Origin of the sequence: Pseudarthrobacter sp. fls2-241-R2A-168 (assembly GCF_030209335.1) — a bacterium.
In the GTDB taxonomy this organism is placed as follows: domain Bacteria; phylum Actinomycetota; class Actinomycetes; order Actinomycetales; family Micrococcaceae; genus Arthrobacter.
In genome coordinates this window covers 179,744-193,774 of sequence record NZ_JARVSG010000015.1, presented here as the reverse complement: position 1 = coordinate 193,774, position 14,031 = coordinate 179,744, and the positions used below count along the sequence as shown (strand labels likewise).

15 protein-coding genes and 1 tRNA gene are annotated in these 14,031 nt (G+C 65.1%); 15 read left to right on the top strand and 1 reads right to left on the bottom strand.

The window, feature by feature from the left end; all coding sequences use genetic code 11:
* Nucleotides 1-43: 43 nt before the first annotated feature.
* From QRN11_RS11015 to QRN11_RS10970, 10 genes are all read left to right on the top strand, one after another.
* Entirely contained in the window at nt 44-1,390 is a 1,347-nt protein-coding gene (locus tag QRN11_RS11015; protein WP_091422047.1) for a cation:dicarboxylate symporter family transporter, read from the top strand.
* A 228-nt stretch (nt 1,391-1,618) separates the two neighbouring features.
* A complete protein-coding gene (locus QRN11_RS11010; protein ID WP_142063813.1) occupies nt 1,619-2,518 on the top strand; it encodes a ParA family protein in 900 nt (299 codons plus the stop codon).
* A gap of 7 nt (nt 2,519-2,525) precedes the next feature.
* Nucleotides 2,526-3,338 carry a segregation and condensation protein A gene (locus QRN11_RS11005; protein ID WP_285250968.1) on the top strand — a complete coding sequence of 271 codons (813 nt, stop codon included), beginning with the start codon at nt 2,526-2,528 and terminating at the stop codon, nt 3,336-3,338.
* Complete coding sequence (gene scpB, locus QRN11_RS11000) at nt 3,335-3,997, top strand: SMC-Scp complex subunit ScpB (RefSeq protein ID WP_285250967.1); 663 nt, start codon at nt 3,335-3,337, stop codon at nt 3,995-3,997. The genes QRN11_RS11005 and scpB overlap by 4 nt, the downstream gene beginning before the upstream one ends.
* A 113-nt stretch (nt 3,998-4,110) precedes the next feature.
* Nucleotides 4,111-5,319, top strand: coding sequence for a pseudouridine synthase (locus QRN11_RS10995; protein ID WP_285250966.1), 1,209 nt, complete (start codon nt 4,111-4,113; stop codon nt 5,317-5,319).
* 2 nt (nt 5,320-5,321) lie between these two features.
* Nucleotides 5,322-6,431 carry a prephenate dehydrogenase gene (locus QRN11_RS10990; protein WP_285250965.1) on the top strand — a complete coding sequence of 370 codons (1,110 nt, stop codon included), beginning with the start codon at nt 5,322-5,324 and terminating at the stop codon, nt 6,429-6,431.
* Nucleotides 6,431-7,144 carry a (d)CMP kinase gene (gene cmk, locus QRN11_RS10985; RefSeq protein ID WP_091422034.1) on the top strand — a complete coding sequence of 238 codons (714 nt, stop codon included), beginning with the start codon at nt 6,431-6,433 and terminating at the stop codon, nt 7,142-7,144. Before QRN11_RS10990 ends, cmk begins: the two co-directional genes overlap by 1 nt.
* Nucleotides 7,145-7,202: 58 nt before the next feature.
* Nucleotides 7,203-7,883, top strand: coding sequence for a lysophospholipid acyltransferase family protein (locus QRN11_RS10980; protein WP_285250994.1), 681 nt, complete (start codon nt 7,203-7,205; stop codon nt 7,881-7,883).
* A gap of 10 nt (nt 7,884-7,893) precedes the next feature.
* Nucleotides 7,894-9,444 carry a ribosome biogenesis GTPase Der gene (gene der / locus QRN11_RS10975; RefSeq protein WP_142063798.1) on the top strand — a complete coding sequence of 517 codons (1,551 nt, stop codon included), beginning with the start codon at nt 7,894-7,896 and terminating at the stop codon, nt 9,442-9,444.
* 159 nt (nt 9,445-9,603) lie between these two features.
* Nucleotides 9,604-9,680 (top strand) — tRNA-Pro (locus QRN11_RS10970).
* Nucleotides 9,681-9,847: 167 nt separating this feature from the next.
* Here the strand turns inward: QRN11_RS10970 and QRN11_RS10965 are convergent.
* Complete coding sequence (locus QRN11_RS10965; RefSeq protein WP_091422029.1) at nt 9,848-10,717, bottom strand: Fpg/Nei family DNA glycosylase; 870 nt, start codon at nt 10,715-10,717, stop codon at nt 9,848-9,850.
* 163 nt (nt 10,718-10,880) lie between these two features.
* Here QRN11_RS10965 and gcvH point away from each other — a divergent pair, with 163 nt between their 5' ends.
* The 5 genes from gcvH to QRN11_RS10940 all read left to right on the top strand — a co-directional run bounded on the left by gcvH (nt 10,881) and on the right by QRN11_RS10940 (nt 13,975).
* Complete coding sequence (gcvH, locus tag QRN11_RS10960; RefSeq protein WP_091422027.1) at nt 10,881-11,267, top strand: glycine cleavage system protein GcvH; 387 nt, start codon at nt 10,881-10,883, stop codon at nt 11,265-11,267.
* A 158-nt stretch (nt 11,268-11,425) separates the two neighbouring features.
* Nucleotides 11,426-11,902: an FHA domain-containing protein gene (locus QRN11_RS10955; RefSeq protein WP_091422025.1), complete on the top strand. Its 477-nt coding sequence runs from the start codon at nt 11,426-11,428 to the stop codon at nt 11,900-11,902.
* A 23-nt stretch (nt 11,903-11,925) separates the two neighbouring features.
* A complete protein-coding gene (ftsR, locus tag QRN11_RS10950) occupies nt 11,926-12,642 on the top strand; it encodes a transcriptional regulator FtsR (RefSeq protein WP_142063791.1) in 717 nt (238 codons plus the stop codon).
* Nucleotides 12,642-13,145 carry a bifunctional nuclease family protein gene (locus tag QRN11_RS10945; protein WP_050055549.1) on the top strand — a complete coding sequence of 168 codons (504 nt, stop codon included), beginning with the start codon at nt 12,642-12,644 and terminating at the stop codon, nt 13,143-13,145. The genes ftsR and QRN11_RS10945 overlap by 1 nt, the downstream gene beginning before the upstream one ends.
* Nucleotides 13,146-13,381: 236 nt before the next feature.
* Nucleotides 13,382-13,975: a MerR family transcriptional regulator gene (locus QRN11_RS10940; protein ID WP_091422021.1), complete on the top strand. Its 594-nt coding sequence runs from the start codon at nt 13,382-13,384 to the stop codon at nt 13,973-13,975.
* Nucleotides 13,976-14,031 lie beyond the last annotated feature (56 nt).

Below are 14,031 nucleotides of genomic sequence, written 5' to 3'. Positions count from 1 at the left end.
ACTGTGCCGCAGCGTCTACCAGATTATCCAAAGGAGACACATCATGGCTTCTCAACGAGGAGAGTCGCTTGACAGCGTGAAGACGCCGCGCAAGGGCCTGGACAAATCGCATTACCTCTATATCGCCGTCATCGTCGCCGTCATCCTGGGCGCCGTCGTCGGCCTGCTGTTCCCCGAGGTGGGCAAATCCCTCAAGCCGCTCGGCGACGGATTCATCAAGCTCATCAAGATGATGATCGCCCCCATCATCTTCTGCACCATCGTCCTGGGCATCGGTTCCATCGCAAAGGCCGCCACGGTGGGCAAGGTAGGCGGCCTGGCCCTGCTCTACTTCGTCATCATGTCCACCTTCGCCCTGGCCATCGGCCTGGTGGTGGGCAACATCATCCACCCCGGTGAGGGCCTCAAGCTGACCCCTTACGATCCCAACAAGAAGGCCGCCACGGACAGCACCGTGGACTTCCTGCTCGGCATCATCCCCAGTGACATACCCGTCCTGCCTACCCTCCTTGCTGCCATCCTCGTCGGTTTTGCACTGCAGAAGATGGGACCGCAGGGCGCACCGATCCTGAAGGCCATCGGCCACGGCCAGGCCCTCGTGTTCCGCATCCTCATCATGATCATGTGGCTCGCCCCGGTAGGTGCCTTCGGTGCCATCGCCGCGGTTGTCGGCGCCACCGGATTCCAGGCCATCATCAGCATGTTCACCCTGATGCTTGCCTTCTACATCACCTGCGCCCTGTTCATCGTGGTCATCCTCGGCGGCCTGCTCCAGGTGGTATCCGGCGTCAACATCTTCAAGCTCATGAAGTACCTGGCCCGCGAATACCTGCTCATCTTCTCCACGTCCTCCTCTGAGGCGGCACTGCCCCGCCTGATCGCGAAGATGGAACATCTCGGCGTCTCCAAGCCCGTCGTCGGCGTGACGGTCCCCACCGGCTACTCCTTCAACCTTGACGGCACGGCCATCTACCTGACCATGGCATCCCTCTTCGTTGCCAATGCCATGGGCACCCCGCTGGACCTGGGCGCCCAGATCTCCCTCCTGATCTTTATGATCATCGCCTCCAAGGGTGCTGCCGGCGTCACCGGTGCCGGCCTGGCAACACTCGCTGCCGGCCTGCAGGCACACAAGCCCGAACTGCTCGGCGGCGTGGGCATGATTGTGGGCATCGACCGGTTCATGTCCGAGGCCCGCGCCCTGACCAACTTCACCGGCAACGCCGTGGCAACCATCCTGATCGGCACCTGGGTCAAGGAGATCGACGGCGGCCAGGTCGGCCGGGTCCTCTCAGGCCAAGAGCCGTTTGACGAGGCAACCATGATGGCCCACCACCATGGCGAGATGGCACCGAAGGAAGAAGGTGCACGGGAGGCCGCGAAGGCCTAGCCCTCCGCAGCTGTCGCAAAACCGCCCCCGCAGCACTCCTGTGGGGGCGGTTTTCTGCGTGCCCTGGCAGCAACCTTCTACCTCAGCTAGAGGGTAAAGGCTCAACATCCGCGGAAAGTCAAGTTGCCTCGAATACCGTGTCGGGCGCTGTAACCTTGGGAAGAAGCAGGAGCGTTGCTGGCCATCCAGCGGCAGGAAATCACCGTCATCGAAAGTGTGGATAGATACGTGAGCAGCGAACAGGGTTCAGCAACTCTGGAGGGCACGGAATTCGACCTGGAAGACGCGGTGATGGGGCCCACCGGGCGCCCATACCGCGAGTTCCCGGAACCCGCGCCGCTGTCCTCCCACGGTCCGGCCCGCGTCATCGCCATGGTTAACCAAAAAGGCGGCGTCGGCAAGACCACCTCCACCATCAACCTCGCGGCAGCGCTGGCTGAATACGGCCGTCGTGTGCTCCTGGTGGACTTCGATCCCCAGGGCGCCCTGTCCGCCGGCCTTGGCGTGAACCCGCACGAACTGGACCTCACGGTCTACAACGTCCTGATGGACCGCAAAGTAAACATCCGGGACGCCATCCACCGGACCGGCGTGGAGAACGTCGACCTGCTGCCGGCAAACATCGACCTCTCGGCAGCCGAAGTGCAGCTGGTCAACGAGGTGGCACGCGAGCAGGTGCTGGACCGTGCCCTCAAGAAGGTCGAAGACGACTACGACGTCGTCCTCATCGACTGCCAGCCGTCGCTCGGACTCCTCACCGTCAACGCCCTCACGGCAGCGCATGGCGTCATCATCCCGCTGATCTGCGAGTTTTTTGCCCTCCGTGCCGTGGCGCTGCTGGTGGAAACCATCGACAAAGTCCAGGACCGGCTCAACCCCCGCCTGCAGGTGGACGGCGTGCTGGCCACCATGTACGACGCCCGCACGCTGCACAGCCGCGAAGTGATCGCCCGCCTGGTGGAAGCCTTCGGGGACAAGGTCTTCGAAACCGTCATCAAACGCTCCATCAAGTTCGCCGACGCCACCGTGGCCGCCGAACCCATCACGAGCTATGCCGCCACCCATGTGGGAGCCGACGCCTACCGCAGGCTGGCCAAGGAACTGATTTCGCGCGGCGGCGCACCCTAGCCACGCCGTGGCCGAAACCAAGCCCGGCTTTGAGGTGCGGCTGGCCAACTTCACGGGTCCGTTCGACCTCCTCCTGGGGCTGATCGCCAAACACCAGCTGGACATCACCGAGGTGGCCATCGCCACCGTGACCGACGAGTTCATCAAGTACATCCGCAACCTGCAGAAGCTGGGCGAAGAGTGGGCCCTCGACGAGGCCAGCGAATTCCTGGTGATCGCCGCGACGCTACTGGACCTCAAAGCTGCCCGGCTCCTGCCTGCCGGCGAGGTGGACAACGACGAAGACATTGCGCTGCTGGAAGCCAGGGATCTGCTCTTCGCCCGCCTGCTGCAGTACAAAGCCTTTAAGCAGGTGGCCGGTATCCTTGGCGAAACCCTCCACCGGGAAGCCCTGCGCTTTCCAAGGCAGGTGGCGCTGGAAGGACACTTCGCCGCGATGCTCCCCGAACTGGTCTGGAAACACACGCCCGGGCAGTTCGCCCGTTTGGCGGAGGCGGCCATGCAGCCGAAGGCTCCACCGCCCACGGAAGTGGGGCTGGCCCACCTTCACGGCGGTACCGTCAGCGTCAAGGAGCAGGCTGAAATCGTGGGGCTGCGGCTGCAGCTCGAGTCGCCACTGACGTTCCGGGCCCTGATCGCCGACGCCGACTCCACCCTGGTGGTGGTGGCCAGGTTCCTTGCCCTCCTGGAACTGTTCAGGGACAAGGCGGTGTCCTTCGACCAGCTGTCGCCCCTGGGGGACTTGGCCGTGCACTGGACGGCCGGGAGCGGCGACTGGTCCGCGGAAAACCTGAGCGAGGAATTTGAGGAGCAGTTGTGACCCAACAACCAACCAATGGCGCAGCCCAGGGGGAGCCGGACGTCAACAGCCTTCCCGGCGGCGCCAAAGCGGCCTTGGAGGCCGTGCTGATGGTCATCGACGAGCCCGCCACAGAAGAGGAGCTGGCCGCGGGACTGGAGCTGACCGTTGATGCGGTGGGCGCCCTGCTGGCCGAACTCCAGTGGGAGTATAGCGGCTATACTGTTAACGCCCCGGATATGGATTCAGCCAGCCCAGCTGGTTTCGGCTCCAGCCCCCGGGGTTTTGAATTGCGGAAAGTCGCCGGCGGCTGGCGGATCTACTCCCGTGCTGAATTCGCCCACATCGTGGGCAAATACGTGCTGGAGGGGCAGACGGCCAGGCTCACCCAGGCCGCCCTGGAAACGCTCGCGGTGATCGCCTACCGCCAGCCGGTCTCCAGGGCCAGGGTGTCCGCAATCAGGGGAGTTAATGTCGACTCCGTCGTACGGACACTCGCCCAGCGCGGGCTGATCGAGGACACGGGAACGGATCCCGAGTCCGGCGCCATCCTCTACCGGACTACGTCGTACTTCCTGGAACGGATGGGAATCAGTTCAGTTGCCGAGCTGCCGCAGCTGTCCCCGCACCTCCCGGGGCTGGACGGGATCGCGGAGTTTTACGACGCCGAAACAACGTAGGCAGGGACCATCCCTGGCTGCAGCACGAGTATTTACAAGGGCAGATTATTTCTGCACGGCTGGTTAGGGTTGTCTGTGGACACCTTGCCGGTCAACATATCGAAGGACGGGTCATGACACAGGCGGGACGCCAGGGTTCACCACGTAACAGTTCGGGACGCAACAGCTCCGGACACAACAACACACCGGGACGCAACAGCTCCCAGGGCGGCGCTTCAGCCGGCGGCTTCCGCGGCGGTTCAGCCAAGCGCGGCACCGGATTCGGCAGCGACCGCCCGCACCGCGCACCCAAGCCGCGCGAGGAGCGCTTCATCGATCCGGATCAGGCGCCGGACGCCCGGACAGGCGGGGGATCCCCGGAACCAAGGGCTGCCAAGCCTTCTTCCCGGAAGCCGGCCGCGCGCAAGCCCGGAGCCAAGAAGGCGCCCGGAACGCCCGGCGCACCCAAGCAGAAGCCACGGACCGGCGCCCCCGGGGCAGCCGCCTCACGCGCCTTCGGCAGCGAACGCTTCGGCCAGAACCTCGGGCCGATCCGCAAGCCGTCACGCAAGAAAGGCCCGCGCGGCGACGTTCCCCAGTCCGAACTCCACGATGCCGACGGCGTGCGCCTGCAAAAGGTGATGGCCTCCGCCGGTGTGGCCTCGCGGCGCGTCTGCGAAGAGATGATTGCAGAAGGCCGGGTGGAAGTGGACGGCCAGGTGGTCACCGAACTCGGTGTCCGCGTCGATCCGAAAACCGCCGTCATCCACGTGGACGGCATCCGGATCCAGCTGGACGAAAACATGGTCTACATGGTGTTCAACAAGCCCAAGGGCGTCGTCTCCACCATGGAGGACCCCGAGGGCCGGCCCTGCATCAGTGACTTCCTCCGGAACCAGCACGGTGAACGGCTCTTCCACGTGGGCCGGCTGGACGTCGCCACCGAGGGGCTGCTCCTGCTGACGAACGACGGCGAGCTGGCCAACCGCCTGACCCACCCGTCCTACGAGGTTCCCAAGACGTACCTTGTCCAGGTCCGCGGCCCGTTCCCGCAGGGGATCGGTAGCCAGCTTAAGCAGGGTGTGGAACTTGAGGACGGTTTTGCCAACGTCGACTCCTTCAAGCTCGTGGACTCCACCCCCGGGCACGTGCTGATCGAGGTAGTGCTGCACTCCGGCAAGAACCGGATCGTCCGCCGCCTGTTCGACGCCGTCGGATTCCCGGTCCTGCGGCTGGTGCGCGTCAAGGTGGGGCCCATCGGCCTGGGCGACCAGCGCCAGGGCAGCATCCGCAACCTTGGCAAGCAGGAAGTCGGCCACCTGCTGGCATCCGTAGGACTCTGACCATGTCCGCTTTCCAGAGCCAGGGCCGCGGGCACCTGGACGGTCCGGTGGTGGTCCTTGGCACAGGGCTGCTGGGGACGAGCATCGGTCTGGGCCTTCGCGGCCGCGGGGTTCAGGTGTACCTCTCCGATCCCTCGCCCACCAACCAGGCGGTTGCGGTGGACATCGGGGCAGGGCAGCCCCTGGCTGCGTTGGCAGGTCAGACGCCGCAGCTGGTGGTGGTTGCCGCGCCGCCGGATGTCACGGCCGATGTTGTGGCGAAGGCGCTGGCTGACTACCCCGGGTCCGTGGTGGTGGACATTGCCAGCGTCAAGGCGGGAATCCTCTCAGCCCTGCGCAGCTGCGGCGTGGACCTCTCACGCTACGTGGGCACCCATCCCATGGCCGGACGGGAGAAATCCGGCCCGGTAGCCGCGCGCGGCGAGCTCTTCACTTCGATGCCGTGGGTGGTGTGCCCGTCTGAAGAGACTTCAGGTGCCGCACTCCAGGTGGCCCGCTCGCTGGCCGCCGACCTCGGTGCAGTCGTCTCCCAGTTCACCGCTGATGAACATGATGAAGCGGTCGCGCTTGTCTCGCACCTGCCCCAGGTGATGTCCTCGCTTTTGGCCAGCCGTCTTCAGGGTACGCCGCTGCACGCGCTCTCCCTTGCGGGAAACGGCCTGCGGGACGTTACCCGCATTGCTGCCAGCGATCCCACCCTCTGGGTGCAGATCCTGGGCGGCAATGCGGCCAAGGTGGTGGAGATCCTTTACGGCGTGCGCGAGGACCTCAACCGGCTGATCGGAACGCTGGAACAGCCGGCGGCTCCAGGTGCCCGCCTGGACCTCGCGCAGCTGATCAGCGAAGGCAATGCCGGACAGGCCCGCATTCCGGGCAAGCACGGCGGGCCTCCGCAGGCATACTCCTGGCTCACCGTTCTGGTGGACGACAAGCCGGGACAGATCGCGCAGCTCCTCACCGAGATTGGTGAGATCGGCGTCAACGTTGAGGACTTGCGGCTGGACCATTCGTCCGGACAGAACGTGGGCATGGTGGAATTGTCAGTGTTGCCCAACAAGCATGACCACCTGATCGAAGCTTTAAACGACCGCGGATGGCGGGTACTTCAGTAATGACACAGGAACTTCTTGACACCCTGCCGGCGCTCCGCGTCGGCAGGCCACTGGTGGTTGCCATCGACGGGCCGTCCGGCTCGGGCAAGTCCAGCGTCAGCAAGGAAGTGGCCCGCAGGCTCCGCCTCGCCTACCTCGATACCGGTGCAATGTACCGTGCACTCACCTGGCACTGCGTCACCCACGGCATTGACCTCGACGACGCCGCTTCCGTGGAGCAGGCCTCCCGCGACCTGGTCCTGGACCTGAGCACCAGCCCGAACGAGGAGTACGTCCGGGTTGACGGCGTGGACGTCACCGACGCCATCCGGGAACCCGCCATCTCTTCGGCAGTCAGCGCCGTGGCCACCACCCTTGGTGCCAGGACGGAGCTCATCCGGCGGCAGCGGGCCCTGATTGAAAAGCACCACCGCCGCATGGTGGTGGAAGGCAGGGACATCACCACCGTCGTCGCGCCCGGCGCAGAGGTGCGGATGCTGCTCACAGCCAGCGAGGAAGCCCGGCTTCGCCGCCGCGGCATCCAGCTTGGCGGAACGCAGGACGCCGAACAGCTGGCCGCGCAGGTGACCCACCGCGACGCCAAGGACTCCACGGTGGTCAACTTCACGCAGGCCGCCTCGGGCGTGGTCACCCTGGACTCCTCGGACCTCGACTTCGACCAGACAGTTGCCGCAGCCCTGGTGATTGTGACCAAGGTCCTGAACCGTGACTGACCCGGCCATCAACCAGCCGGCCATGGGCGGCGGGCCGGAGATTCCGGCCGGCTGGACCATGGCCTGGAGCAGGCCCGTGGGCTGGATCCTGGACCACCTCGTGTACCGGACGTCCGTCACCGGGCGGGACAATGTCCCCACCGGCGGGCCGGTGATTTTTGCCGCCAACCACATCAGCTTCCTGGACGGCCCGGTCATGTTCGGCGCCTCCCCGCGGCCCATGCACATCCTGGTGAAACAGGAAATGTTCAATGGCTTCCTGGGCCGGGTCCTCACCGCCTCCGGGCAGCTGCCGGTGGACCGTTCGGGAGACCGCGCCGCGTTGCAGCGTTGCAGGAAAGTGCTCGACGCCGGCCGTTGCGTCGGGATTCTTCCTGAGGGTACGCGGGGGAGCGGGGCCGCCGAAGACATCAATAACGGCGTTGCCTGGCTGGCGCTGAACTCCGGCGCCCCGGTGGTGCCGGTCGCGATCCTCGGCACCCGCAAAGGCGACGAACACCTCGATTCCGTACCACGGCCGGGCAGGCGGTTCCACGTCAGCTTCGGCAATGCGCTGACGCTGACCCGCCGGGCCGGCGAAAGCGGCCGTGCTTCAATGGACAGGGCGGCGCTGGAGATCCGCGCCGCACTGTCAGGGCATGTGCAGGATTCCATCCAGCTCACCGGGCAGCCACTGCCGGCGGCCGGCAATTCACAAAGACTTCAAGCAGTAGCCGGGACGCCGGCAGATGACCACTAAGGACAGTGCAATGAGCGACACCACCCAAACCTCCGGCCACCCAGGCGCCGGCGACGACGAATACACTCCGGCAGGCACCGACCAGGTTGCCGAACGGCTGGCGGCAATTGACGACGACGAAGCCGAGCTTCGTGCGGCGTCCCTCCGGGCAGGCCTTGAGGACTACGACCTCGACGAGGACGATGCCGCGCTCCTCAGCGGCGACTTCGGCGACGAGGACTATGACGGGCCCGTCAAGCTGGATCCAGTCCTGGCCATCATCGGCCGCCCCAACGTGGGCAAGTCCACCCTGGTGAACCGCATCCTGGGCCGCCGCGAAGCAGTAGTTGAAGACACCCCCGGCGTCACCCGTGACCGCGTGATGTACTCCGCCCACTGGAACGGCCGCAACTTCACCCTCGTGGACACCGGCGGCTGGGAGCACGATGCCCGCGGCATCCACGCCCGGGTGGCCGAGCAGGCCGAAATGGCGGTAGAGCTCGCAGACGCCGTCCTTTTCGTCGTCGACTCCGCCGTGGGCGCCACCGCCACCGACGAAGGCGTCATGAAGATGCTGCGCCGCAGCAAGAAGCCCGTCATCATGGTGGCCAACAAGGTAGACGACTTCGCGCAGGAAGCGGACTCCGCCGCACTGTGGGGCCTCGGCTTCGGCGAGCCCTACCCGGTGTCCGCCCTGCACGGCCGCGGCGTGGCCGACCTCCTGGACCATGTGATGGACGTGCTGCCCGAGTTCTCCACCATTGAGGGCCTGGAACGCTCCGGCGGCCCCCGCCGCATTGCCCTGATCGGCCGCCCCAACGTGGGCAAGTCCTCGCTGCTGAACAAGCTCGCCGGCACCGAGCGCGTGGTGGTGGACAACACCGCCGGAACCACCCGCGACCCCGTGGACGAATTCATCGAGCTCGGCGGCCGGACCTGGCGCTTCGTGGACACGGCAGGCATCCGCCGCCGCCAGCACATGGCGCAGGGCGCGGACTTCTACGCCTCCCTGCGGACACAATCCGCGCTCGAAAAGGCCGAGGTCGCCGTCGTGCTCCTCGCCGTGGACGAGGTCCTCAGCGAACAGGACGTCCGGATCCTGCAGCTCGCCATTGAATCGGGCCGCGCCCTGGTGCTGGCGTTCAACAAATGGGACCTGCTCGACGACGAACGCCGGCGCTACCTTGAGCGTGAAATCGAACAGGACCTGGCCCACGTGAACTGGGCTCCCCGGGTCAATATCTCGGCGAAAACCGGATGGCACAAGGACCGGCTGGTTCCCGCCCTGGACGTGGCGCTGGAAAGCTGGGACAAGCGCATCGCCACCGGCCGCCTGAACGCCTTCCTGGGCGAGCTCGTGGCGGCCCACCCGCACCCGGTCCGTGGCGGCAAGCAGCCGCGCATCCTCTTCGGCACCCAGGCCTCCAGCCGGCCGCCGAAGTTCGTGCTGTTCACCACCGGTTTCCTGGATCCCGGCTACCGCCGCTTTATCACCCGCCGGCTGCGGGAAACCTTTGGCTTCGAGGGCACGCCCATCGAGGTCAGCATGCGCGTGCGGGAAAAGCGGGGCAAGAAGCGTTAATTGCGGTGATATCCGCAACACGCGATGCCCCGAATCCCGGAAAGTGTCACTGGCACCCTCCGGGATCGTGTAAGCTCTTCTAGGTGGTTCGGCCGGACTGCTGGTGGAAATCCCCGGGTCAGCCCGCGGATGAAGCGCAGCGGAGAACGGCGGAACTAACGGGCTGTAGCGCAGCTTGGTAGCGCACTTGACTGGGGGTCAAGGGGTCGCAGGTTCAAATCCTGTCAGCCCGACCAAAAAAGTGGAAGCACCGGAGAAATCCGGTGCTTCCACTTTTTTGTTGCCGTTTTTGCCCGCTAACCCCTGGCCCGCTGTCCCGGGCTCCGCACCCTCTTCCGGACACAACACCCGGGCGTTCGCGGTGGTTTTGTCCGGAAGCGGGTGTCCACCGGGGAGCCCGCCACTACTTAAGGAACTTCGAGGTCCTGCGGTCGGCCAGGATCTTGCCCTTCGTCTGGCAGGTGGGGCAGTACTGCAGCGCCGTATCAGCGAAAGACACCTCGCGGACGGTGTCCCCACAGACAGGACACGGCTGGCCGGTCCGGGCATGGACGCGCATGTGGCTGCGCTTGACGTCCTTCAGGTCCTTGGGCGGCTTGCCGCGTGCCTCGGCCAGGGCCGTGCCCAGGATGCTGTGGATGGAGTCGTAGAGGACCTGGACCGTCCCGCGGTCCAGGGACTTGGCGGTGGCAAAGGGTGAAATCCGCGCCGCGTGCAGAATCTCGTCACTGTAGGCGTTGCCGATGCCGGCGATCACGCTCTGGCTCCTCAGGAGCCCCTTGATCTGCTGCGAACTGCCGGCGAGGATCTCCGCCAGCATGTCGGCGTCGAACGCCTCGGTAAACGGATCCGGTCCCAGCGTGGCGATGCCCGGAACCTCCTGCGGATCCCGCACCACGTAGACGGCGAGGCTCTTCTTCGTTCCAGCCTCGGTGAGGTCGATGCCGCGCGCACCATCGGAGCCCTTGAAAGTGAATCGGGCAGCGATGTGTCCCTTGCCCATCCGCAGTTGCGCATCCGTGGGGGAATCAGTGAACCGGACCCAGCCGGCCCGGGCCAAATGGAACACCAAGGAGATTCCGCCGGTGTCGATGCTGACGAATTTGCCAAAGCGGCGCACCCCGGTCACGGTCCTGCCCTCAAGAGCGTTGAACGGCGGATCAGCTGTCTTGAGTACCGCGAAGGAAACGATCTGCACTTTGGTCACGGACGTTCCCTGCAGATGATCGTCAAGAAATTCGGCCAGGCCGGCCACCTCGGGAAGTTCGGGCATCGCTTACCCTGCGGCTTCCCCGGGTCCGGAAACAGTGCGTGCGGTCATGGGTCCCATCTTGTCAGAATCCTCCGCGAACGCCCCGGCACTTGTGCCTATACTTTCAGCGGCGGCCTGTTTGGGCCCCGTTGACATTGGTGTTCGACCCGATGAAAGGCCCCTGATGAGCAACATTCCCGAAGACCTGTCCTACACCGCCGAACATGAGTGGGTCTCTGCCCCTAACGCCGACGGCGTGGTACGGGTGGGCATCACCGACTTCGCCCAGGACGCACTAGGGGACGTTGTGTACGCCCAAATGCCCGAAGTTGGCACAAAGGTTACGGCGAACGAAGTAGTGGGCGAGGTTGAATCCACCAAGAGCGTCAGCGACATCTACGCGCCGGTCAGCGGCGAAATAGTTGCCCGCAACGATTCCCTGGACACCGATTCGGCCCTGATCAACACCGATCCCTACGGCGACGGCTGGCTCATTGAAGTCAAACTGGCCGAACCGGACGCCGTCGAGTCATTGCTCAGTGCATCCGAGTACGAACAACAGGTAGGCTGAAACCTAACCGGTACATCCGGTTCGGCCGGACGTGAAGTCGGAACGTCTTCGCACGTCAGCGGCCGGATCGGAAGCCGGTTCCGGACCTGCAGGGCAGGTGCGGAGGGTAAAAAGTTCAATGCCGGCGTGAGCGCCGCATAGTCGATGAGGAGGAGTCCATGGCTGGCCACACACACAACCCTGCCGATGGGGAATACGGCAATGGTGCGGCTAGGGCGTCGGAGACCACCTCGATCCACCTCACCCCGGTGACCGATGAACCCACCATCGCACCCAAGCTGTCATCAGATGAGCGCAGCTCCGTCGAGGCACTGCCGGCGGGGTCCGCACTCCTCGTTGCGCACAGCGGCCCGAATGCCGGTGCCCGTTTCCTGCTGGATTCTGACGTCACCACCGCCGGCCGCCACCCTGATGCCGACATCTTCCTCGACGACGTCACCGTTTCCCGCCGCCATGTGGAATTCCGGCGCACTGCGCGGAGCTTCGAAGTGGTGGACAAGAACAGCCTGAACGGTACCTACGTCAACCACGACCGCGTTGACAGTGTGGAGCTCAAGTCCGGCAGCGAAGTCCAGATCGGCAAGTTCCGCCTCACCTTCTACCTGAGCCCTGCCAGCGCTGCAGGCCGCGGCTGATCCGGGGACCGCTGCCTGTGGCAATGGCACAACCGGAACGCCGGGGACCGCAGGTCCTGAACATCGGCGAAGTCCTCGCCCAGCTCAGCGGCGACTTCCCGGGCATGACCGCGTCGAAAATCCGGTTCCTTGAGGAGAAGGGGCTGATCAACCCGCGGCGCACTCCTGCCGGATACCGCCAGTATTCCGACGGCGATGTGGAGCGCCTGCGCTTTGTCCTGGCTTTGCAGCGGGACCAGTACCTGCCCCTGAAAGTCATCAAGGACTACCTTGACGCCATCGACAGGGGAGAACGCCCGGAAAACCTGCCGCCCGGCGTCGTGGTTTCGCCGCGGGTTGTGTCCGATGAACTGGCGGCGGAACTGCAGAGCCGCGGACGCAAGCTCAGCGAGGAACAGTTGCGGACGGAGTCCGGCGCCAGCGTCCCGCTGCTGCAGGCCCTGCTGAGCTTCGGCCTGATCAGCCACTCCAACGGACAATTCGACGAGCACGCCCTCACGGTGGCCCGGGCGTGCGTGCAGCTGGAAAGCCACGGGCTTGAGCCGCGCCACCTCCGTCCCTTCCAGGCAGCAGCCGAACGGGAGTTCGGGCTGGTGGAACGTGCAGTGGCGCCCCTTGCCTCGCGCAAGGACGCCGCGTCCCAGGCGCGCGCGGCGGAGGCGGCCCGCGAAATCAGCGACCTTTGCCTCACCCTGCACCGGGCCTTGGTGCAGGACCACATCTCACGCATGGACATCTGATGATTGAAGTCGAGATCGTAGGGGTTCGGATCGAACTGCCTTCCAACCAGCCACTGGTCCTCCTGCGGGAGATGCACGGCGAACGCCACGTTCCCATCTGGATCGGCACCCCGGAAGCAAGCGCCATCGCCCTGGCCCAGCAGGGCGTGGTTCCGCCCCGGCCCATGACGCACGACCTCCTCGTGGACGTTGTTGAATCGCTCGGCCATTCCGTGGTCAGCGTCAACATCGTTGCCGTGGAGGACAACATCTTCTACGGCCAGCTCCAGTTCGAGAACGGCACCACCGTCAGCTCGCGGGCGTCCGACGCACTCGCCATCGCCCTTCGTGCCAAATGCCGCATCTGGTGCGCAGACTCCGTCATGGACGAAGCCGGCGTCAGGATCACGGAGCACGATGAGGGGGAGGACGCGGAACCCGGTCCCTCCGTTGACGAGGAACGCGAACTGCGCCGCTTCCGCGAGTTCCTGGACGACGTGGAACCCGAGGATTTCGACGGCTAAGGTCACATTAAGGTTAAAGTTGAGGATGAAAGTTTCGACACGCCTCTTTCAACCGGCCAACGTCTTTGACCTTGGGTCCCTGCAGGCCTAACGTCAAAGTATCAAGTTCCCATTGCTTACGGCAGCCGCGCAAGTCACACTGGAAGGTGCGCCCCGCGGAAATTACAGGCATGGTCTTCGTACCTGTTCCTGCCGTTGCAGTTGTTCACGGGGGGCTTATGACAAGGAGGATCCAGGTGAGTCCCAAAGGCGAAGCAGGCGGGCTGAAGCAGCCCACGGCTGGTATTGCTATGCCCGCGAGCGGTGCCCAGGGCCTCCTGTTCACCGAAGACCTTCCCGTTCTGGACGAGGACGCCGGATACCGCGGCCCCACCGCCTGCAAGGCTGCAGGCATCACCTACCGCCAGCTGGACTACTGGGCGCGCACCGGGCTGGTTGAACCCGCTGTCCGCGGTGCCGCCGGCTCGGGGTCCCAGCGCCTGTACGGCTTCCGGGACATCCTGGTGCTGAAGGTGGTCAAACGACTGCTCGATACCGGTGTCTCATTGCAGCAGATCCGCACCGCCGTAGAGCACCTGCGTGAGCGCGGCGTGGAGGACCTCGCCCAGATCACCCTGATGAGCGACGGCGCCAGCGTCTACGAGTGCACCTCCGCGGACGAAGTGATCGACCTCGTGCAGGGCGGCCAGGGCGTGTTCGGCATCGCGGTTGGCCGCGTCTGGCGCGAAGTGGAAGGCAGCCTGGCATCGCTCCCGAGTGAGCACGCTGCCGAGCAGTCCTTTCCGGACGACGAATTGAGCAAGCGGCGGGCAGCCCGCAAGATCAGCTGACAGGCTTAACGGCAGAAGCCGCCCTTCCCACGGAGGGCGGCTTCTGCCGTTTAACT

Excerpts from the sequence above, each read along its gene's own strand:
- QRN11_RS10980 (WP_285250994.1), top strand. The coding sequence starts at position 7,203 with ATGGCCTGGAGCAGGCCCGTGGGCTGGATCCTGGACCACCTCGTGTAC.
- QRN11_RS10995 (WP_285250966.1), top strand. The coding sequence starts at position 4,111 with ATGACACAGGCGGGACGCCAGGGTTCACCACGTAACAGTTCGGGACGC.
- der (WP_142063798.1), top strand. The coding sequence starts at position 7,894 with ATGAGCGACACCACCCAAACCTCCGGCCACCCAGGCGCCGGCGACGAC.
- cmk (WP_091422034.1), top strand. The coding sequence starts at position 6,431 with ATGACACAGGAACTTCTTGACACCCTGCCGGCGCTCCGCGTCGGCAGG.
- ftsR (WP_142063791.1), top strand. The coding sequence starts at position 11,926 with ATGGCACAACCGGAACGCCGGGGACCGCAGGTCCTGAACATCGGCGAA.
- QRN11_RS11015 (WP_091422047.1), top strand. The coding sequence starts at position 44 with ATGGCTTCTCAACGAGGAGAGTCGCTTGACAGCGTGAAGACGCCGCGC.
- QRN11_RS10990 (WP_285250965.1), top strand. The coding sequence starts at position 5,322 with ATGTCCGCTTTCCAGAGCCAGGGCCGCGGGCACCTGGACGGTCCGGTG.
- QRN11_RS10965 (WP_091422029.1), bottom strand. The coding sequence starts at position 10,717 with ATGCCCGAACTTCCCGAGGTGGCCGGCCTGGCCGAATTTCTTGACGAT.
- gcvH (WP_091422027.1), top strand. The coding sequence starts at position 10,881 with ATGAGCAACATTCCCGAAGACCTGTCCTACACCGCCGAACATGAGTGG.
- QRN11_RS10955 (WP_091422025.1), top strand. The coding sequence starts at position 11,426 with ATGGCTGGCCACACACACAACCCTGCCGATGGGGAATACGGCAATGGT.
- QRN11_RS10945 (WP_050055549.1), top strand. The coding sequence starts at position 12,642 with ATGATTGAAGTCGAGATCGTAGGGGTTCGGATCGAACTGCCTTCCAAC.